General features: G+C 72.2%; 17 protein-coding genes, 1 tRNA gene and 2 pseudogenes. 13 read left to right on the forward strand and 7 right to left on the reverse strand.

Annotated elements, in window-relative coordinates; genetic code table 11:
* Window positions 1-85: 85 nt before the first annotated feature.
* From ACWC9T_RS17525 to ACWC9T_RS17535, 3 genes and pseudogenes are all read left to right on the forward strand, one after another.
* Window positions 86-349, forward strand: a pseudogene (locus ACWC9T_RS17525) (amine oxidase); the annotation flags it as partial.
* A gap of 97 nt (window positions 350-446) precedes the next feature.
* A complete protein-coding gene (locus tag ACWC9T_RS17530) occupies window positions 447-1,025 on the forward strand; it encodes a TerD family protein (protein WP_380610697.1) in 579 nt (192 codons plus the stop codon).
* A gap of 149 nt (window positions 1,026-1,174) precedes the next feature.
* Window positions 1,175-2,269, forward strand: a complete 1,095-nt coding sequence (locus ACWC9T_RS17535; RefSeq protein WP_449821933.1) for a DUF475 domain-containing protein — start codon at window positions 1,175-1,177, stop codon at window positions 2,267-2,269.
* 136 nt (window positions 2,270-2,405) lie between these two features.
* Here ACWC9T_RS17535 and ACWC9T_RS17540 read toward each other — a convergent pair whose 3' ends face one another.
* Window positions 2,406-3,557: a DUF2637 domain-containing protein gene (locus ACWC9T_RS17540; protein WP_449821934.1), complete on the reverse strand. Its 1,152-nt coding sequence runs from the start codon at window positions 3,555-3,557 to the stop codon at window positions 2,406-2,408.
* A gap of 404 nt (window positions 3,558-3,961) precedes the next feature.
* Between ACWC9T_RS17540 and ACWC9T_RS17545 the strand changes: the two genes are divergently transcribed.
* Entirely contained in the window at window positions 3,962-4,714 is a 753-nt protein-coding gene (locus tag ACWC9T_RS17545; RefSeq protein ID WP_449821935.1) for a Tellurium resistance, read from the forward strand.
* Window positions 4,715-4,824: 110 nt separating this feature from the next.
* Here ACWC9T_RS17545 and ACWC9T_RS17550 read toward each other — a convergent pair whose 3' ends face one another.
* Window positions 4,825-5,976, reverse strand: coding sequence for a TerD family protein (locus ACWC9T_RS17550; RefSeq protein ID WP_449821936.1), 1,152 nt, complete (start codon window positions 5,974-5,976; stop codon window positions 4,825-4,827).
* 349 nt (window positions 5,977-6,325) lie between these two features.
* On the opposite strand from ACWC9T_RS17550, the gene ACWC9T_RS17555 reads away from it, so the two are divergent.
* The 3 genes from ACWC9T_RS17555 to ACWC9T_RS17565 are packed head-to-tail and all read left to right on the forward strand — an operon-like array spanning window position 6,326 to window position 10,899.
* Window positions 6,326-7,519 (forward strand): HpcH/HpaI aldolase/citrate lyase family protein, encoded by a 1,194-nt coding sequence (locus ACWC9T_RS17555; protein WP_449821937.1) that lies wholly within the window; start codon window positions 6,326-6,328, stop codon window positions 7,517-7,519.
* 36 nt (window positions 7,520-7,555) lie between these two features.
* Complete coding sequence (locus ACWC9T_RS17560; protein WP_449822005.1) at window positions 7,556-10,069, forward strand: phosphoribosyltransferase; 2,514 nt, start codon at window positions 7,556-7,558, stop codon at window positions 10,067-10,069.
* Window positions 10,069-10,899 carry an HAD family hydrolase gene (locus tag ACWC9T_RS17565; protein WP_449821938.1) on the forward strand — a complete coding sequence of 277 codons (831 nt, stop codon included), beginning with the start codon at window positions 10,069-10,071 and terminating at the stop codon, window positions 10,897-10,899. Before ACWC9T_RS17560 ends, ACWC9T_RS17565 begins: the two co-directional genes overlap by 1 nt.
* Here the strand turns inward: ACWC9T_RS17565 and ACWC9T_RS17570 are convergent.
* Together ACWC9T_RS17570 and ACWC9T_RS17575 are read right to left on the reverse strand one after the other, a co-directional pair.
* Window positions 10,896-11,114, reverse strand: coding sequence for an FmdB family zinc ribbon protein (locus ACWC9T_RS17570; protein WP_449821939.1), 219 nt, complete (start codon window positions 11,112-11,114; stop codon window positions 10,896-10,898). The genes ACWC9T_RS17565 and ACWC9T_RS17570 overlap by 4 nt on opposite strands.
* A 50-nt stretch (window positions 11,115-11,164) precedes the next feature.
* Complete coding sequence (locus ACWC9T_RS17575) at window positions 11,165-12,490, reverse strand: hypothetical protein (RefSeq protein WP_449821940.1); 1,326 nt, start codon at window positions 12,488-12,490, stop codon at window positions 11,165-11,167.
* Window positions 12,491-12,799: 309 nt separating this feature from the next.
* Between ACWC9T_RS17575 and ACWC9T_RS17580 the strand changes: the two genes are divergently transcribed.
* From ACWC9T_RS17580 to ACWC9T_RS17595, 4 genes and pseudogenes are all read left to right on the forward strand, one after another.
* A tRNA-Val gene (locus tag ACWC9T_RS17580) sits at window positions 12,800-12,871 on the forward strand.
* A gap of 243 nt (window positions 12,872-13,114) precedes the next feature.
* Window positions 13,115-13,730 (forward strand): annotated as a pseudogene (locus ACWC9T_RS17585) (HAD family hydrolase).
* A gap of 8 nt (window positions 13,731-13,738) precedes the next feature.
* Window positions 13,739-13,861 carry a hypothetical protein gene (locus ACWC9T_RS17590; RefSeq protein ID WP_449821941.1) on the forward strand — a complete coding sequence of 41 codons (123 nt, stop codon included), beginning with the start codon at window positions 13,739-13,741 and terminating at the stop codon, window positions 13,859-13,861.
* 71 nt (window positions 13,862-13,932) lie between these two features.
* Complete coding sequence (locus ACWC9T_RS17595) at window positions 13,933-16,479, forward strand: ATP-dependent Clp protease ATP-binding subunit (protein ID WP_449821942.1); 2,547 nt, start codon at window positions 13,933-13,935, stop codon at window positions 16,477-16,479.
* A 359-nt stretch (window positions 16,480-16,838) separates the two neighbouring features.
* On the opposite strand, the gene ACWC9T_RS17600 is transcribed toward ACWC9T_RS17595, so the two are convergent.
* From ACWC9T_RS17600 to ACWC9T_RS17610, 3 genes are all read right to left on the reverse strand, one after another.
* A complete protein-coding gene (locus ACWC9T_RS17600) occupies window positions 16,839-17,723 on the reverse strand; it encodes a metallophosphoesterase family protein (protein WP_449821943.1) in 885 nt (294 codons plus the stop codon).
* A gap of 169 nt (window positions 17,724-17,892) precedes the next feature.
* A complete protein-coding gene (locus ACWC9T_RS17605; RefSeq protein ID WP_449821944.1) occupies window positions 17,893-18,225 on the reverse strand; it encodes a DUF4190 domain-containing protein in 333 nt (110 codons plus the stop codon).
* Between the two features lie 61 nt (window positions 18,226-18,286).
* Entirely contained in the window at window positions 18,287-18,442 is a 156-nt protein-coding gene (locus ACWC9T_RS17610) for a hypothetical protein (RefSeq protein WP_355673998.1), read from the reverse strand.
* 145 nt (window positions 18,443-18,587) lie between these two features.
* Between ACWC9T_RS17610 and ACWC9T_RS17615 the strand changes: the two genes are divergently transcribed.
* A complete protein-coding gene (locus ACWC9T_RS17615; RefSeq protein WP_449821945.1) occupies window positions 18,588-19,217 on the forward strand; it encodes a TetR family transcriptional regulator in 630 nt (209 codons plus the stop codon).
* 141 nt (window positions 19,218-19,358) lie between these two features.
* Complete coding sequence (locus ACWC9T_RS17620) at window positions 19,359-20,213, forward strand: trypsin-like serine peptidase (RefSeq protein ID WP_449821946.1); 855 nt, start codon at window positions 19,359-19,361, stop codon at window positions 20,211-20,213.
* Window positions 20,214-20,269 lie beyond the last annotated feature (56 nt).

Raw genomic sequence — 20,269 nt, forward strand, 5'->3', positions numbered from 1 at the left:
GACCGGACAGGCCTGACGGACCCGGCCGCGGAGCTCCCTCCGACGGCCCACCCGGCGGGCGTCCGGTCGGCCCCGGACCGAGGCTGAGGACCGGATCATGGGGGCGTTCAAGGCCAACCTGCCCGGCCACTACCGGTACCAGCGACGCCTGTTCACCCACTTCATGCAGGATCGGCTGCCCGCGGACAAGCGGGGCATCTTCCTCGCCGGCGACGACATCTCCTGGACGGCCGGCTGGGCCGAGGGCGCCGTCCAGACCGCGCTGAACGCGGTCTGGGGCGTCATGCACCACCTCGGCGGAGCGACCGACCCGGCCAACCCCGGCCCGGGCTGCGCTGCGAGGATGTGAGTTCAGGAAGTTCAGCCGGCCAAAGCGGGCCGGCCGGGGCCGCGGGGGATTACACCTGTAGGGCGCGCCCCGGAAGAAGCAAGGGAGGAAGAACAGCATGGTGGTCACGCTCGCCAAGGGCGGGAACGTCTCGCTCACCAAGGCTGCGCCGAACCTGACGCAGGTCCAGATCGGCCTCGGCTGGTCCGCCCGTTCGACCACGGGCGCACCGTTCGACCTCGACGCGAGCGCCCTGATCTGCGGTGGCGGGCGAGTGCTCGGTGACGAGTACTTCGTCTTCTACAACAACCTGAAGAGCCCCGAGGGCTCCGTGGAGCACCAGGGCGACAACCTCGTGGGCGGCGACGACGCGGGTGACGACGAGCTGATCCTGGTCAACCTGGAGCTGGTCCCGGCGCAGGCCGACAAGGTGGTCTTCGCGGTGTCGATCTACGAGGCCGAGGCCCGGCTGCAGAACTTCGGCCAGGTCCGCAACGCCTACATCCGGGTCGTCAACTCCCTCGACGGCCAGGAGATCGCGCGCTACGACCTGTCCGAGGACGCGTCCAGCGAGACCGCGATGATCTTCGGCGAGCTGTACCGGTACGCGGGCGAGTGGAAGTTCCGCGCGGTGGGCCAGGGCTACGCCTCCGGCCTGCGCGGCATCGCGCTCGACTTCGGCGTCAACGTACAGTAAAGGTGCAAATCGGACTTATCGCACCCCATCAACGATCATGAGAACAGAGGGCAGTGCGGGGGTGGCCTGACCGGGTCCCGGCCCGGTCAGGCGTCTCGGGACGAGGTCGACCCCGGCACGGCCAGAATCCCGAAAGGTAGCCAACTCCCGTGTTCCTCCGCACATTCGGCTGGTCGTTCGCGATCACCGCCATCGGCCTGATCGCGGCCGGACTGCTCTGGGGAGCCCAAGGCTTCGGCATCGTGCTGATCCTCTCCATCCTGGAGATCTCCCTCTCCTTCGACAACGCGGTGGTCAACGCCACGGTGTTGAAGCGGATGAACCCGTACTGGCAGAAGATCTTCCTGACGGTCGGTGTCCTCATCGCCGTCTTCGGCATGCGGCTGGTTTTCCCGCTGCTGGTCGTCGGCCTCACCGCGAAGCTCAACCCGGCGACGGTGATCGACCTCGCGCTGCACTCCGACAAGGCCCACAACGGCCTCACCTACGGCCAGTACCTGGAGGCGGCCAACCCGGCCATCGCGGCCTTCGGCGGCGTCTTCCTGCTGATGATCTTCCTCGACTTCGTGTTCGAGGAGAAGGAGCACAACTGGCTGAGCTGGCTGGAGCGGCCGCTGGAGAAGGTCGGCAAGCTGGACGCCCTGTCCACTGTCGTCGCCCTGGTCGCGCTGGTGCTGGCCTCCCGCTTCTTCGCCGCGGAGCACGCCGAAACCGTTCTGCTGGCCGGTGTGCTCGGCCTGATCACCTACCTCGCGGTCGGCGGCCTCTCCTCGATCTTCGAATCGGGCCTGGAGGAGGAGGCCGAGCGCGAGGAGGAGGCCGAGAAGGCCGGCAAGTCGGTCGTCCAGGTGGCCGGCAAGGCCGCGTTCTTCCTGTTCCTCTACCTGGAGGTGCTGGACGCCTCGTTCTCCTTCGACGGCGTGGTCGGCGCGTTCGCCATCTCCAGCGACATTTTCCAGATCACCCTGGGCCTCGGCATCGGCGCGATGTACATCCGCTCGCTCACCGTCTTCCTGGTCCGCAAGGGCACCCTGGACGACTACGTCTACCTGGAGCACGGCGCGCACTACGCGATCGGCGCGCTGGCGGTGATCCTGCTGGTCGGGATCAAGTACCACATCCCGGAGATCGTCACCGGGCTGATCGGCGTCGCCTTCATCGGGCTGGCGCTGGGCTCGTCCGTCCTGCGCAACCGGCGCGAGGGCGCGGCGGAGGAGAAGGAACTGGTCGCCAGCGACCAGTAGTCGCCGGGCTGATCTCCTGCGGGCCGGGCGCCCGCCGGGCAAGCGCAACGGCCGCCTCCGGGGTTCCGGGGGCGGCCGTTCGCGTTGTCGTCCGGGCGTTGTCGCCGGGCCCTTCGTCGCTACCGGGGCGCCGGGGTCAGCCGAGCTGCTGCTCGATCGCGCGCAGCTTGCGCTCCAGCGAGTCCAGCTTCGGCATCGACAGGGTGTCGTCGTCGGCCGTCAGGTCGACGGTCGAGCCACGACGGGTCGAGGCGGAGTCGCTCGTCGACGAGGAGTACGTCGAGGAGGAGTAGGAGGAGTAGGAGGAGCTGACCGCGGCCCGCGGGCGGCGGCCGGCGTCCAGGGCGGTCGGCTCGAACGAGTCGAGGGCGAACCGGTCGGTGGAACTGTTCGTGGTGGAGGTGGCGCTGTCGTCCCTGGCGGCTAGGGCAGGCTCCGTAGCGCTCGGGCCGTCTCCGGCTGCCGTGAGTGCGGGAACCTGACGCCCGCCGCGGGCCCGGGCGAGCATGCCGCCCTGGCGGGAGATGGCCTTCAGCTCGGCCCGCTCACGGCGGTCGGCGGTACGGGCGCGGGCCTTGGCGTCCAGCTTCGCCTGGCGCTCCTCGCGCACCTCGTCGACCGCCTCGTCCAGGCTGCGGACGTTCTCCAGCAGCATCAGCGACCAGGCCGCGTAGGTCTCGCGCGGGGCGCGCAGCCAGCGGACGATGCGGATCTGCGGCAGCGGGCGCGGGACGAGGCCCTGCTCGCGCAGGGCGGCCTTGCGGGTCTGCTTCAGCGCGCGGTCGAACAGGATCGCCGCCGAGATCGACATGCCGGAGAAGAACTGCGGGGCGCCGGCGTGGCCGAAGCCGCGCGGGGCGTGCACCCAGTTGAACCAGGCCGAGGCGATCGCGAACACCCAGACCAGCAGCCGGGAGCCGAGCGCGGCGTCACCGTGGCTGGCCTCACGCACGGCGAGCACCGAGCAGAACATCGCGGCGCCGTCCAGGCCGAACGGGACGAGGTACTCCCAGCCGTTGGCCAGGCCCAGGTTCTCCTTGCCGAAGCCGACCAGGCCGTGGAAGGAGAGCGCGGCCGCGACACCGGCGCAGCAGAACAGCAGGGTGTACGAGGAGATTCCGTAGATCATCTCCTTGCGGCGGCGGCGCTCCTCGCTGCGCTCCCAGGAGTCACCCGCCTCGTCCTTCTTCGAGTTCTTGAAGCGCAGCGTCGCCATCAGGACGGCGACGAACAGCAGGGCTGCGCCGCCGACGACAGTCCAGACCAACTGTATGGAGGTCAGGTTCATTGCGGGTCGGGCCTCGGGTTTCCGCAGGGGACAGGTTCACAGTGCGACACAGGCGGTCAGGTCCGCCGCTCGGACACTGCCTGACGGTTCGTCCGTCTAAGCACGGCGTGCCCACCGCGCCCGCGCCGGGGCGGAGGGGACACCTGTGCGGCTAGACGATATCGCGTCCGAAGGGGCGGCATGTTACGGGAGAGCGGCTTCCTCGGGCCAATCGACCCACCGGTTGGCATCGAGGGTGGGCGCGAACGGCCCTGCGGGGTAGGGGAGTGGGGAGTTCGGGTATCGGCCGGCCGGGTCGATGCCCGATCATGGACCGGTCGATCGTCGATCGTCGATCGTCGACCGGCGGATCGTGGACGGGCGGATCGTCAGATCGCCGCACGGAGGCAGGGGGAGAGGACGGGATGGTCTCGATCTGGGAGTACCTGCGCGGGGACAAGAGCTACACCTTCGACAGCCCGGGCGCGCAGCACAAGGTCACACTCACCAAGTCGGCGCCGCAGCACGCGATCACCGGCTCGGCCGCCACCACCGGCTACCTCTACGTCAACCTGCACTGGACCATGCGCTCGGGCGCCGTCCGGCCGAGCACCCGGGAGACGGTCAAGCGCTTCTTCAGCCCCCGGATCCTGAGCCCGCTGGAGCCGGACTCGCCCGGGAGCAACGAGCAGCTGAACGTCGACCTAGACCTGGCCTGCATGTACGAGCTCACCGACGGCACCCGGGGCGTGGTGCAGCCGCTCGGCGGCTTCTTCGGCGACCTGCGGGAGCCGCCGTACATCAAGCTCAGCGGCGACGACCAGTACGGGGCGCCGTCCGGCGAGACGATGTACGTCAACCTGGAGAAGAAGGACAAGTTCAAGCGGCTGCTGATCTTCGTCTACATCTACGACGGCACCCCGGCCTTCGAGCAGACCCGCGCGGTGATAACGATCGTGCCGCAGACCGGGCCGCGGATCGAGATCAAGCTGGACGAGCGGGCCCGGGCGGCGCGCTCCTGCGCCGTGGTGCTGATCGAGAACGCGGGGGACAACCAGCTGACGGTGCGCCGCGAGGTGCGGTACGTCAACGGGTTCCAGGCGGACATCGACCGGTTGTACGGGTTCGGGATGCAGTGGCAGCGGGGGTACAAGGGCCAGCCGGGGGGCGGGGACTGAATCCTCTCCCCCTCGGCGGGGCCGTGCCGAGGGGGCCCCGCCGGCCAGCGGGCGGCCGGACGGCGGGGCGCTGCGGCTGGCGGGGTCCTGAGACTGGTGGTGTCCTGCGGCTAGCGGGGCTGGAACTGCGGGCCCTGCGGGGGGAGGGCGAACTCCTCGAGGCCCTGTGCCGGGGGCTGCGGCGGTACCGGCGGCTGCTGGCCGGTGCCGGGCTGGTAGTTGGCGCCGGGGTGCTGCTGCTGCGGCGGGGCGGGCGGCTGCTGTTGCTGGGGGTAGCCGTAACCGGTGCCCGGCCCCTGGGGCGGCGGCGCGTACGGCTGGGTGGGCTGCGGGTAGCCGTAGCCGGTCGCGGGCTGGTGCTGGGGGTAGCCGTACCCGGTGCCGGGCTGTGGCTGGGGGTAGCCGTACCCGGTGCCCGGCTGGGTCGGCGGCGCGGGCGGGGCCGGCGGGACGTTCGGGGGCACGGTCGGCGGGGCCGTGGGCGGCGGCGGGGTCGCGGGGCCGCTCGCGGCCGCTGCCGGGGCGGTCGTCGGGTGCTGCGGCTGCGCCGGGGGCTGGGGTGTCGGGACGGCCGGGGACAGCGTGAAGGTGCCCGGCTCGGGTCGGGGCGCCGGGCGCTGCTCCGGCAGCGGGGTGGCGCGCGGGTCGACCGCGCCCGTGGGGCTGGCGGTGGAGGCGGGGGCCGGGGCCGGCTGGGGCGCGGCGTTCTCCGCCTCGTCGTCCACGGTGATGCCGAAATCGGTGGCCAGGCCGATCAGCCCGGAGGTGTAGCCCTGGCCGATCGCCCGGAACTTCCAGGCCCCGTTGCGCCGGTAGAGCTCGGCCGCGACCAGCGCGGTGACGTTCTCGGCGTCGGCGATCGCGAACTCGGCGATCGGGGGCGCGCCTTCACCGGTCGCGGCGTCGAACAGCAGCAGCCGCAGTCCGGGGACGGCCCGGAACGGTCCGCCCTCGGAGGAGCCGGCCAGCACCACCCGGTCCACGTCGGCGGGCAGCTTGGCGAGTTCGACCTCGACCGTGTCGATGATCTCGGCGCCGCCGGAGGTGTGCTGCTTGGGCAGGTGGCGGACGAGTCCGGAGGGGTGGCGCGGCTGGTTGTAGAAGACGAAGTCGGCGTCCGAACGGACCTTGCCGTTGGCACCGAGCAGCAGCGCGGACGCGTCCACGTCCGGCGCACCGGGCGTGGCGCTCCAGCGCAGCACGGCGCGGACCGCCGCCGCCGGCAGTGCGATGTTGGCGCCCTTGGCCATCACGTGCGTCATAGCGGACCATCCTGCCTGTTCGCCACCCCTTCGGACAACGTGACCGGACCGCCCTGGCGGGGGCGGACTTTGCCAAGACTTGCGCCGATCGAAGTTTGCTGCCGCCTTCCACTCGCCCCTCACCGCGATCGAGAGTGATCATCCGGTGATCGTTCAAGCGGACCTCAGGGTTTCGGGATGTTCCGGGAGTTCAGTGCCCGGGAACCGGGAACGGCCGGAAACCGTCCGTACGATGGGCGTTCGAAAGGCCCCCGGGGGTCGGCGGAGGGGAGTCCGCCGGCGGTGCCTCCAGGTGAAACGCCCAGGTAGAACCGCTGGTCGGAGGCCGTCCACCCCCGAGGAGAGCACCTTGCACCATTTCGGCCACCTCGCCGACGACGTCCGCGCCCGGCTGTTTCTGGAGCAGCCGCGGACGTTCACCGCGGACAGCGAGCCCGCAGTGCTCGCCACCGCCCTCGGTGGCACCCTCTACAGCCCCGCCACCAGGCCCGTTCTGGCCGCCGACATCCGCAAACAGGCCGCTCGGGGTGTGGTTTCGATGGTGTTGTGCCTGGAGGACGCGATAGCCGACCACGAGGTGGACGCGGGGGAGCGGAACCTGGTCGAGCAGCTGACGGACCTGGTTCAGGATTTCACCGACTGCGCACAGGATCGCCCGCTGCTCTTCATCAGGGTTCGTGCCGCCTCCCAGATCCTCGACCTGGCCGAGCGGCTCGGCCCGGCCGTCTCGCTGCTCAGCGGCTTCGTGCTGCCCAAGTTCACCCCCGAGAGCGGCGGCGCCTACCTGGCCGCGCTCACCGCCGCCGAGGCTGCGACCGGGCGACGGCTGTTCGCCATGCCCGTCCTGGAATCGCCCGAACTCGCTCATCTGGAGAGCCGACGCGAGCAGCTCTTCGGCATCGCCGAGTTGCTTGCCGGGCACCGCGAGCGGGTGCTCGCCGTCCGGCTCGGCGTCACCGACCTCTGCTCCGCCTACGGGCTGCGCCGCTCGCCCGACCTCACCGCGTACGACGTGGCGCTGGTCGCCTCGGTGATCGGCGACGTGGTCAACGTGCTCGGCCGGGCGGACGGCACCGGCTACACCGTGACCGGGCCGGTCTGGGAGTACTTCCCGGTGCAGGAGCGGATGTTCAAGCCGCAGCTGCGCCGCACCCCGTTCGCCGCCTCCGGCGGTACGGCCCGGGCCTCCGGGGAGGAGGTCCGGCGCCGGATCATCGAGCACGACCTGGACGGGCTGATCCGCGAGCTCGAACTCGACCGGGCCAACGGTTTGCTGGGCAAGACCTGCATCCACCCCAGCCACGTACCCGCGGTGCACGCGCTCTCCGTGGTCACGCACGAGGAGTACTGCGACGCCCGCGACATCCTCCGCCAGGAGCAGGGCGGCGGCGGGGTACTGCGCTCGGCGTACACCAACAAGATGAACGAGGCCCGGCCGCACCGCGCCTGGGCGGAGCGGGTGCTGCTGCGGGCGGAGGTGTTCGGCGTGGCCCGGGAGGACGTGAGCTTCGCGGAGCTGCTGTCGGCCTGCCTGTGCGGCTGACCTCCACCGGAGCGCGTGATGAGACCTGAGCACGTGATGAGACGAGCACCCTCGAAGGCGGGACCGGCAGTGACGACAGCAGAGCAGACGTGGACCGGGCGCTGGGTCGCCGACCGGGCTGGGATAGCGCTGACCGGATCGGAGCGCCTTCCCGAACTCGTCGGCCTGGCCCTGCGGTCCGGCAACCCTCGGCGCGCGCACCTGCTGGTCTCCAGCGTGCTCGGCAAGCACGTCCCGCAGCGGCCCGAGGTGGTGCACGGCACCGGGCTGGAACTCGGCCGCCGGGTCCGGGAGCTGCTCGGCGCTGAGGCGGCAGCCCGGGCCGTCGTGCTCGGCTACGCGGAGACCGCCACCGGTCTCGGCCACAGCGTCGCCGACGGCCTGGACGCCCCGTACCTGCACTCCACCCGCCGGCCCGTCCCCGGGATCGCCCCGCTCGGCGGCTTCGAGGAGGAGCACTCGCACGCCACCGCCCACCTGCTGCTCCCCGCCGACCCCGCGCTCCTCGGCGGGGACGGTCCGCTGGTGCTGGTGGACGACGAACTCTCGACCGGTCGGACGGTCCTCAACACCATCCGCGAACTGCACGCCCGCCACCCGCGCGGCCACTACGTGGTCGTCGCCCTGGTCGACCTGCGCTCGGCCGAGGACCGGGCCCGGCTCGCCGGGGCCGCCGCCGAACTCGGTGTCCGGCTGGACGTGGTGGCCACCGCCAGCGGAGCCGTCGAGCTGCCCGGGGACATCGTCGAGCGGGCCGAGCGGCTGATCGCCGCGGCGCCCCCGGCAGTCGTACCGCCGACGGTCGCCCCCGCCCCGCTGGTCCGGGTCGCGCTGGACTGGCCCGCCGGGCTCCCCGACGGCGGCCGGCACGGTTTCAGCGTCGCCGACCGCGCCCGGCTCGACGCCGTACTGCCCTCGCTGGCCGGGCAGTTGGCGGAGGCGCTGCCCGAGGCGGCGGAGCGGGTGTTGGTGCTCGGCTGCGAGGAGCTGATGTACGCGCCGCTGCGGCTGGCCGACGCGCTCGCCGCGCGGCTCGGCGGCGACCGCGTCCGATACTCCACCACCACCCGCTCGCCCGTCCTCGCCGTGGACGACCCCGGCTACGCCATCCGCACCCGGCTGGCCTTCCCCGCCCACGACGACCCGCAGGACGACGCCTCCCGCGAGCGCTACGCCTACAACGTCGCCCCAGGCGCCGACCCGGCCCGTCGCTTCGACGCCGTGGTGCTGGTGGTGGACGACGTCGCCGACACCCCCGCGCTGCACCGGGGCGAGCGCGCGCTGCTGGGCCAACTGCGGCAGGTCGCCGACGGGGTGGTGCTCGCGGTGCTGCCCTCGCACCGGCCGGTGCCGTCATCCTCGTTGCTGCCGTCGCTTCCCGTGCCGTCACTTCCCCTGCCTTCGCCGCTGTACGGGCCGGAGTTCTCCTCGTACCGTCCCGAGGAGGTGGCCTGGCTGCTCAAGGACCTCTCCGACGTCCGGCTCGAAGCCCCCACCGAGGAACGCGAGGAGGCCGTCCAGAACGGCGGCGCGCACTACGCCGAGTCGCTGCCGGTCGAGTACCGGCCCAGCCCCGAGTACCAGGAGCTCTTCCACCAGGCGCTGCGCGGCTCCGCCGAGCGGATCGCGCTCGCCGTCGGCACCGTCGCCGAGACGCTGCTGCGCGAGCGCGGGCCCGGACTGGTGCTCGCCTCGCTGGCCCGGGCCGGGACGCCGGTCGGCATCCTGATCCGCCGCTGGTTGGCCTTCGCCCACGACCTCGACGTCCCGCACTACGCGGTGTCGATCGTCCGCGGCCGGGGCATCGACCCGGTCGCCCTGCGCTACCTGGCGGCCCACCACCGGGCGGCGAACGTGGTGTTCGTGGACGGCTGGACCGGGAAGGGGGCCATCACCCGCGAACTCGCCGACGCGCTGGCCGGCACCGGCTTCGACCCGGACCTCGCGGTGCTCGCCGACCCGGGTCGCTGCGTGCGGACCTACGGCACCCGGGACGACTTCCTGGTCCCGTCGGCCTGCCTCAACTCCACGGTGTCCGGGCTGGTCTCACGCACCGTGCTGCGGGCCGGGCTGATCGGCCCCCAGGACTTCCACGGGGCCAAGTACTACGCCGAGCTGGCCGGCGGCGATGTGTCGGCGGCCTTCCTGGACACGGTGGCCGCCTGTTTCGCTTCGGTCCGCAGCTCCGCCGTCGAGGGGGCCGAGCGACTGGCCGCCGAACCGGACCGGGCGCCCGACTGGGCCGGCTGGGCCGCCGTGGAGCGGATCAGCGCCGAGTACGGGATCGACAACGTCAACCTGGTGAAGCCAGGCGTCGGCGAGACCACCCGGGTGCTGCTGCGCCGCGTCCCCTGGCGGGTGCTGGCCCGGCGCGGCGCCGGCGCCGATCTCGACCACGTACGGCTGCTCGCGGCCCAACGCGGCGTCGTGGTCGAGGAGGTGGACGGACTGCCGTACACCTGCGTCGGCCTGATCCACCCCCGCTACAGCCGGGGCGCGACCGGGGCGAGTGGTCGGGCCGTGACGGGGAAGACGGGGAGGGAGTCCTGATGGGCGGCGTGGCTGACGTGCTGGTGGCCAGTGACCTGGACCGTACGCTCATCTACTCCGACCGGGCCCTGGCCCTGGACGTCCCCGACCGGCCGGCGCCGCGACTGCTCTGCGTCGAGGTGCTGGACGGGCGGCCGCTTTCCTTCCTGACCGAGCGGGCGGCATCGCTGCTGGCCGAGCTGGGCCGGGCGGCCGCCTTCGTGCCCGCCACCACGCGGACCGTCGAACAGTACCGGCGAGTCAACCTGCCCGGCCCGACGCCGACTTACGCGATCTGCGCGAACGGTGGCCAGCTGCTGGTGGACGGCGAGCCGGACCAGGACTGGCGCCGCGAGATCACTGCGCGGATCGCGGCCGGCTCGGCGCCGCTGGAAGAGGTGGTCCGCCACCTGGCGCTGTGTGCCGACCCCGAGTGGACGCGTAAACGGCGGGTGGCCGACGAGCTGTTCACCTACCTGGTGATCGAGCGCGACCGGCTGCCGGACGGCTGGCTGGCGGAGCTGGCCGGCTGGTGCGCCGAACGCGGCTGGCGGGTCTCGCTGCAGGGACGGAAGGTGTACGCCGTGCCGGAGCCGCTCGGCAAGAGCGCCGCGCTCGCCGAGGCCGTCCGGCGCAGCGGGGCCACCACCGTGCTGGCCGCCGGGGACTCGCTGCTGGACGCCGACCTGCTGCTCGCCGCGCACGCCGCCTGGCGGCCGGGGCACGGAGAGCTGGCCGACAGCGGGTGGACCGCCCCCGGCGTCACCGCCCTCGCTGAGGTGGGGGTGGCGGCGGGGGAGGAGATCGTCCGTCGGTTCCTGACCGCTGTCGTCCGACCGCCTACGGACTAACCGCAGCAGCCGCCGCCGCAGCAGCCGCCCCCCGCGGGCTGTTGCGGTGCGCCGCCGGCCGCACCGGCGGCACCGGTCACGGCGACAGTGGACAGCAGCTTCACCGTGTCCTGGTGGCCCTCAGGGCAGACGGCGGGGTCGTTGGCCTGCGCCATCGGGCGGCTGAGCTCGAAGGTGGCGCCGCAGGAGCGGCAGCGGAAGTCATAGCGTGGCATACCGGCAGGGTACCGATGGGCGCTGTGGTCGGTGGCCTGGTTGCCGGTGTTCACCGCTGGCCGAGGTCGCCGCGGATCATGCCGATCACCTGCGTCGCCGTCTCCCGGACCGCCTCCAGCTCGGTCAGGAAGTGCCAGTAGTCGGGGTGCCGGCCGGCCGCCTGCAGGGTCGCCACCGCCTGGTCCAGCCGGGTCACCGCCTGGTCCAGCGGGGCCGCGTGCCGCGGATCCGGCGCGCTGCGGCCCGCCATCGCCAGGCGCTGGGCGTCCCGGACGGCGAAGCGGGCGCGCTCGATCTCCCGGTTGGGGTCGTGCTGCACCTCGTTCAGCTGGCGCAGCCGCTCGTTCACGGCGAGCACCGAGCCGTCCGCGGTCTCCAGCAGCGCGCGGACCGTGCCGATCGCGGCCGTGGCGTCCGCCCAGCGCTGCTCGTCCCGGGCCCGGGCGGCCTCGGCGAGCTTGCGCTCGGCGGCCCGGCCGGTCTCCGCGACCTGCTCGGGCACCCGCTGGAGGTCCTGCCAGCAGGCCGTGCTGAACCGGCGGCGCAGCTCGCTCAGCGCGGGCTCCACCGTCGCCGCCTTGGTCTCCAGCGCCTGGAGCCGGGTCCGCAGGCTGGACACCCGCCGGTCGAGCTCACGGGCCCGCTCCGGCAGCTGCGCGGCGTCGGCGGTGACCGCCTCGGCGCGCTGCCTCACCTCGTCGGCCCGGCGCAGGGTGGCGGCCACACCGTGCCGGGCCGGGCCCTCGTTCAGCCGCCCCAGCTCCGGGGCCAGCTCGGCCAGCCGGGCCGCCAGGTCGTCCGCCCGCAGGCCGGCGCCGCGTACCTCGTCCAGTGTGGTGGTGGCCTGCAGCAGTGCGCGCTTGGCCTGCTCGACGGCCGGGGTGACCCGCATCAGCTGCTGCTCGGCGTGCTGGAGGGTCGGCTGCAGGCGGCGCAGGAAGTCGTTCAGCTCGGCGCGGGCGGAGCCCAGCTGGCCCTTCACGTCCTCCAGCAGGCGCCGGGCCTGGGCGGCGGAGCCCGCGTCCAGCGCCTCGTTGTCGAGGTCGTGGGAGTCCAGGGCGGCCAGGTAGTTCACGGTGACCTGCTCGACCCGGCCGGAGATCGCCGGCAGCTCGGCCAGCGCGCGCTGTGCCGTCGCGTCGTCCTCGGCGGCGCGCACGGTCTCCACCGCGAGCTTCACCTCGCGCTGCGTCTCGTCCAGCTCGTAGAACGCCTCCTGCGCCGCGGCCCGGGACTCCTTGGCCTCCGCCCGCACACCCTCCCCGCCACGCCGGCCCCACCAGCCGCCGCTGCCGGCCGAGGCCAGCACGACCGCCCCCAACGCGCCCGCCAGCACCACCGGCAACACCAGCGCATCCCCGACGGCCCCCGCCACCCGACGCCGCCCCCGCCGCCCGCTCCCGCCGGCCACCGCCACTGCGCGCTCCCTGCTCCGACTACCCGCTGATCCGCGCCCATTCTTCCCGATGCGGTCCTCGCGAGGGCACCCCGGGCCTGTGCCCTCCTCCGGCCCGCCCACCGCCTGCGCGGCGGGCCCCACCCCGGCGCCTCCCGACCGTCCCTACGGGTGCCGCCCGCGCTCTCCACGGACCCCACCCGGCCCCCGCCCGTCCGCCCGTGCCACGACCACCCCCGGGACCAGGTACCCTAGGCACTCGTCGTGCGCCCGTCGGGCCACGAACGGGGGCGCGTAGCTCAGTGGTAGAGCGCTGCTCTTACAAAGCAGATGTCGGCGGTTCGAAACCGTCCGCGCCCACCCCGTGAACAGCTGAAACGCAGGCTGCGGCCCAGGTCAGGAGCATGATCCCGACCTGGGCCGCAGTCGTTCTCGCATTCTCGGTACACCCCTGAGCAGTCTCGCTGCAGTCTCGCTACACGGGGCCGTCCCCCAAATGTCCCCCAAATGATCATGCAGGACCTGCCGGTCGACGCTGCGCGGGCGTGCGCTGGCCGTACCCCTGCCCGCCGGGCGTGGCGATCTTGGTGGTAGGGAGGTGGGGTGACTCCCAGGGCGTTTGATGCGGTGTTGTGCGATGTGGACGGTGTGATCCGGTTCTTCGACGGGGCCGGGGTGGCCGCGTTGGAACGGGCGGCGGGGGTGGGGGTGGGGAGTACGGCGGCGGTCGGGTTCGCGCCGGAGAACGACCGGCCGTTGTTGCTGGGGCGGATCAGCAAGGCGGAGTGGGTGGAGTCGATCGTCCGCGGGTTGACGGGGCGCGTGTCGGAGGGCGCGGCACGCGGGTTGGCGGAGGCGTTCGCGAACTCGCCGTTCTGGGCGGACGAGGTGGTGGTGGGAGCTGCTGCGGCGGGTGCGGGAGCACTGCCGGGTGGTGCTGGTGACCAATGCGACGGTGTGGCTGGACGAGGACCTGGCGCGGATGGGGCTGACGGATCTGGCGGACGAGGTGGTCAACAGCTCGCGAGTGGGCAGTGCCAAGCCGGAGCGGCGGATCTACGAGATCGCCGCGGAGCGGGCCGGCGCCGCGCCGGATCGGTGCCTGTTCGTGGATGACCGGCAGGAGAACGTGGACGCGGCGGTGGCCTTGGGGATGGCCGGGGTGCTGTACCGGGGGCCGGAGGATCTGCGGCGGGCCTTGGCGCCGGTATTGAACTAGCGGGTGGTGTGGGCGCCGCCGTTGAGGTGGAGGGTCTGGCCGGTGAGGTGGCGGGCGCCGGGGGAGGCGAGGAAGTGGGCGGTGCGGGCGACGTCGGCGGGGGCGTGCTGCTGGACCGCATCACCGGCTGATGCGCCCGACAGGCGGGTGGACGCGGCCTGTGTTTGTGTGGCTGCAAACCGCTTGGGAGAGGTGAAGCGCCGTGACCGTGCCCCCGTTCGGATCGAACGACCCGTTCTCCGACCTGCTCAGCCGGTTCTTCGGGATGAGTCCGCTGGCATCCCCGCCCGCTGTGCAGCGGGTGCCGATCGGGCGGTTGCTCAGCGAGTCCTCGCAGGAACTGCTGGCGTTCGCCGCGCAGCGCGCGGCCGAGGACGGGGGCAGCGATCTCGACACCGCGCACCTGGCCTGGGCGGCCACCCGGGTGGAGCCGTCGCGGCGGATGCTGGAGCGCGCGGGCATCGACCCGGACCAGCTGTCCCGGGACCTGGAGCAGGCGCTGCCGTCCGGGAACCGGGAGTCGCTGGGCGGGCAGCCCGGGCTCACCCCTTCGGCCAAGCGCGCGCTGCTCGCCGCGCACGCCCGTTCGCAGGCGGTCGGTGCCTCGTACATCGGGCCTGAGCACATCCTCGGCGCGCTGCTGGAGCAGGAGCGTTCGGGTGCGGGTACGGCGCTGCGCAACGCGGCGCCCTCGCAGGAGGCTCTGAAGTCGGCGCTGGAGGGGCGCGGCACCGGCGGGGAGCGCAGCAGCGCGGGCGCGCACCCGAGCGAGACGCCGACGCTGGACGAGTACGGGCGGGACCTCACCGAGGAGGCGCGCTCGGGCCGGCTGGACCCGGTGGTCGGGCGGGCCGAGGAGATCGAGCAGACCGTCGAGATCCTCTCCCGGCGGACCAAGAACAACCCGGTGCTGATCGGCGAGCCGGGCGTCGGCAAGACCGCGATCGTCGAGGGTCTGGCGCAGCGGATCGTCTCCGGGGACGTGCCGCGGAGCCTCGGGGAGAAGCGGGTGGTCACCCTCGACCTGACCGCGCTGGTGGCCGGCTCCAAGTACCGGGGCGAGTTCGAGGAGCGGCTGAAGAACGTGATCGACGAGGTCACGGCGGCCGAGAAGAGCGTGATCCTGTTCCTGGACGAGCTGCACACCGTGGTCGGCGCGGGCGGTGGCGGCGAGGGCTCGATGGACGCCGGCAACATCCTCAAACCGGCCCTGGCGCGCGGTGAGTTGAGCGTGGTCGGCGCGACCACGCTGGACGAGTACCGCAAGCACGTGGAGAAGGACGCGGCGCTGGAGCGCCGCTTCCAGCCGGTGCTGGTGCCCGAGCCGAGCGTCGAGGAGACGATCGAGATCCTTCAGGGGCTGCGCGACGCGTACGAGGCGCACCACCAGGTGCGGTTCAGCGACGAGGCGCTGGATGCGGCGGCGACGCTCTCCGACCGGTACGTCAGCGACCGCTTCCTGCCCGACAAGGCGATCGACCTGCTGGACCAGGCCGGCGCGCGGGTGCGGCTGCGCAGCCTCAGCGGCTCCACCGGGACGACCTCGGTGCAGGACCGGATCACCAAGCTGAAGCGGGAGTTGGACGAGGCCGTCGCGGACGAGGAGTTCGTGCGGGCCGCCAACCTGAAGACCGAGCTGCGGCAGACCGAGGACGAGCTGGCGGCGATCGCCGAGTCCCGCGAGGAGGTCGTCGACGTGACGGCCGACGACATCGCGCAGGTGCTGTCCTCCCGGACCGGGATCCCGGTCGCCGAGCTGAACGCGACCGAGAAGGAGCGGCTGCTCAAGCTGGAGAACCACCTGCACGAGAAGGTGATCGGCCAGGACGAGGCGGTCAGCGCCGTCGCTCAGGCGGTGCGCCGCGGTCGGGCCGAAATGGGCGACCCGGAGCGGCCGACCGGCTCCTTCCTCTTCCTCGGGCCTACCGGTGTCGGCAAGACCGAGCTGGCGAAGGCGCTGGCGGCGCTGCTGTTCGGCGACCCGGACCGGATGATCCGCTTCGACATGAGCGAGTTCCAGGAGAAGCACACCGTCTCCCGGCTGGTCGGCTCCCCGCCCGGGTACGTCGGCTACGAGGAGGCCGGGCAGCTGACCGAGGCGGTGCGCCGCAAGCCGTACAGCGTGCTGCTCTTCGACGAGGTGGAGAAGGCGCACCCGGACGTCTTCAACCTGCTGCTCCAGGTGTTGGACGACGGACGGCTCACCGACTCCCAGGGGCGTACGGTCGATTTCCGCAACACCGTGGTGATCATGACCAGCAACATCGGCTCACAGCGGATCCTGGACCACTCCGGGAACGTCGACCAGATCAGGGACGACCTGATGCGGGACCTGCGCCGGCAGTTCCGCCCGGAGTTCCTCAACCGGATTGACGAGGTGATCGTCTTCCACGCGCTCACCCGGAAGGACCTGGTGTCGGTGGTCGACCTGCTGCTGGAGCGCACCCGGCGCCGGCTCCGGGCGCAGGACGTGGAGCTGGAGGTCACCGAGGCGGCCAAGGAGTTCCTGGTCAACCGCGGCTACCAGCCGGAGTTCGGGGCCCGGCCACTGCGCCGGACGATCCAGTCGGAGCTGGACAACCGGATCTCCAACCTGCTGCTGGACGGCACCGCGCGGGAGGGGGACACCCTGATCGCGGACGTGGGCGACGGGGAGCTGGCGGTGACGCTGGCGCGGCCGGAGGCGTCGGCGACCTTCGCGGAGGCGGAGGAGAAGGCGCGGGCCGCGGCAGCTGCCGCCGGGAGCTGACCTTGCCCGTGCCGGAACCGGCGGGTTCGGGCGTACTCCAGCGGGAGGACGCCCGAACGCCACCGGTGGAGGACGCGCGGGGGCGGGGCGCGGAGCCGCGCAGGTCGCTGCGTTAATGCTCCTATGGGCTGTCAAGCGGCTTTGAGCCAGTCGCGGTAGGCATTGGCGACGTCGTCTCGGCGGGTTCCGCGTTCGAGGGCGGAGATGGTGGCCGGCTACGCCCGGCGGGCCGGGCGGCGCGGCTGGACGTGCTGCGGGCGGTCGCGGCGGAGCAGGAGGTGAGAGCGGAGTAGCAGGTGGAAGACGAAGGTAGGAGGTGACAGCGGAGTACCAGGGGGAGAGGAGTAGCGGCCCGGGGATCAGGACGCCGCGGCCTGCGGGAACACCTCTCGCAGGAGCGGGTCCGGCAGCCCGCGCTTGCGCCACTCGCGCGGGTAGCCGAGCGAGACCTCCTCGAAGGGGACTCCGTCGTAGTTGGTCTTGCGTGGGATGTGCAGATGGCCGTAGATCATTGCGGCGGTGTTGAAGTGGCGGTGCCAGTCGGCGGTCAGCTCGGTGCCGCACCACTGGGCGAACTCCGGGTACCAGAGGACCTCGGTGGGGTGGCGGACCGTCGGGTAGTGGTTGACCAGGACGAGCGGGACGTCCGGGTCGCAGGCCGCGAGCCGCTGCTCGGTCAGCCGGACGCGCTCGCGGCACCAGGAGTCCAGGTCCGGGAACGGGTCGGGGTGGAGCATCCGCTCGTCGGCGCAGACGATGCCGCTCTCGTAGGCGGCCGCCAGGGACTCCTCCTTGGTGGTCGTGCCCGGCGCACGGAAGGAGTAGTCGTACAGGAGGAAGAGCGGGGCGATGCGGACCGGGCCGCCGGCGCCCTGCCAGAGCGGGTAGGGGTCCTCGGGGGTGGTGACGCCGAGGCCGCGGCACAGTTCCACCAGGTGCTCGTAACGTGCTACGCCGCGGAGCTGGACCGGGTCCTCGGGGTGGGTCCACAGCTCGTGGTTACCGGGCGCCCACACCACATGGGCGAAGCGTTCGGCGAGCAGGCCGAGCGCCCACTCGATGCTGGTGGTGAGCTCGGCGATGTCCCCGGCGACGAGCAGCCAGTCGTCGGGGTGGGTGGGCTGGAGCTTCTCCACCAGGTCGCGGTTCTCCTGGTAGGAGATGTGCAGATCGCTCACCGCGAGCAGCCGTCCGCCCGTCCCGTTGGGCGTCGGCTGTGCGTCGCTGTGGATCTCGGTGGTCACTCCTGCCCCCTGTGTTCACCCGGCCGATGTGGCCACCCTACGTGGCGGGCCGGGGTCGTGGGCGGGCTTGGCGGGATCAGCTGTTCGAGGGATGAGACGGGGAGTTGAGGTCGGCTCAGGGGCGGACCTCAACTGCGGACCCCCCGGAAGGAGCCCTCAGCGGCCGACCTCAGGAGCTGATGTCGATGAGCACTCCGTGGGAGGTGGCGGTGGTGACGGCGAGGATCGCCAGCGAGGCGATGCCGAGCGCCAGGCCGAGGAAGGCGCGGCCGCGGCGGCTGGTGCCGCGGACCAGGGCCAGGGTGGCGAGGGTGATGGCGATCGGACCCAGGACGATGTTGAAGAGCAGCAGGCCCGGGAGGCCGAGGAGGAAGGAGGCGATGGCCAGGTTGTCGGCCTCGGTGGTGCTCTGACGGTCGGTGGCGGCCCGGTCGGCTGCGTTGCCGGCGGCGCGGTTGGTGATGGCGCGGTTGGTGATGGCGCGTTCGGTGACGGTGCTCATGACGTGGCGGGTCCTCTCAGCGGGAGCGGCCGGGTCGGCTGGGGTGGCTGGAGCGCCCGGGTCAGCGGTGCCGCAGGCGGGCGATGCCCTCGCGGGCGCCGAAGGCGAGCAGCCAGGCGGCGATCGCGGCGGCGGCGGTGAGGAAGGCCGGAAGGGGCAGGTGGGCGGCGGTGCCGATCAGGACGCCCATGGCGACCAGGGCGGAGAACAGGATCACGGCTGACTCCTTCAGCTGCGGGTGTGCGGCTGCGCCGGTTTCGGCTGCACTTCGGCTGTGTTTCGGTTGACAAGTGTTCACTGAGTTCGGGTCTCACTGTACGCCCGGCTGGCCAAGTTCGGCAAACAACTGTTTACTGAATGGCGTGAATCACACCGTGGGGGCCAGGCAGGCCCAGAAGCAGCAGAGTCGGCGGGCCTTGCTGGATGCGGGGCTGCATCTGCTGACCGATCAGAACCTGGCGAGCCTGGGCGTCCGCGAGGTCACCCGCGAGGCCGGACTGTCCCCGGCCGCCTTCTACCGGCACTTCCCGGACCTCGCCGCCCTCGGCGTCGCGCTGGTCGAGGAGTCGCTGGCCAGCCTGCACGTCATGATCCGCTCGGTGCTCGCCGAGGCCGGCGGTGCCGAGGAGCTGATCGACCGGGCGGTGGACGTGATCCAGCGGCACGTTCGTGAACACCGGTCGCATGTGCGCTTCCTGGCGCGCGAGCGGCACGGCGGGGTCCGGCGGGTGCGCGAGGCGATCGACGCCGAACTCGGGCGCTTCGCTGCCGAGGTGGGGTCCGCCCTGGCGCTCCAGCCGGTCTCGCGGGGGTGGAGCGAGCAGGACCTGCGGATGCTCGCCGAGTTGTACGTGGACCACATGGTGTCGACGGCCTCCGCATTCCTGGAGGCCCAGGAGGGCGACCCCGCCCGGGAGCGGCGGATCGCCGCCACCGCCCGGCTGCAGCTGCGCCTGATCAGCCTCGGTCGGCGCCATTGGCAAGGGAGTTGACCGTGCGGGTGGGTCGGAACCTCTGACGGCGCCCGACCGCTTGCCCTAATGTGCCGAATGGCCACTCCGTGATGGCGGACCCCTTGACATGTAGCCATGTCCACGACAATTTTGGGGGACCCCCACACCGAGAGGTCTCTCATGAAGAAGCCACTCATAGGCATGCTCGCCGCGGTCCTGGTCGCCGGAGCCGCCGCACTGACCGGAGCCGTCCCGGCCCAGGCCGTCGGAGCCGTGACCACCAGGGCCGCCCGGCCCCTCGACGCGGTCGACTTCAGCGGCACGGTGGCGCTCAGCAACTGCTCGGGCTCGCTGGTCCGGATGCCCGGCTCGACCGGCAGCGACCCGGGACTCGTGCTCACCAACGGTCACTGCCTGGAGACCGGCATGCCGGGCCCCGGCCAGGTGATCGTCGATCAGCCGTCCAGTCGTACCTTCACCCTGCTCGACGGCTCCGCCGGTGAGGTCGCCACGCTGACCGCCACCAAGGTGGTCTACAGCGCGATGACCGACACCGACGTGACGATCTACCAGCTCGACTCCAGCTACGACTCGATCCAGGCCCAGACCGGGATCGCCCCGCTGACCGTCTCCGCCGACCACCCCGTCCAGGGCGCCGACATCCGGGTGGTCTCCGGCTACTGGAAGCAGATCTACTCGTGCTCGATCGACGGCTTCGCCTACCGGCTCAAGGAAGCCGACTGGACGATGAAGGACTCGGTCCGCTACACCTCGGACTGCAACGTGATCGGCGGCACCTCCGGCTCGCCGGTCGTCGACGCGAACACCGGCCAGGTCGTCGCCGTCAACAACACGATCAACGAGAACGGCGAGTCCTGCACGCTCGACAACCCGTGTGAGGTCGACCAGTCCGGCGCGGTGACGGTCCACCAGGGAATCGGCTACGCCCAGGAGACCTACATCATCCCGAGCTGCTTCGCCGCCGGGAACCGCCTGGACCTCACCCTCCCGGGCTGCACCCTGGCCCGCCCGTAGGTCCACCCGGAGCCCCGCTTCGCAGGTCCAGCCCCGATCGCAGTCCCGGCCCGCCC

This window comes from Kitasatospora sp. NPDC001159, assembly GCF_053598235.1.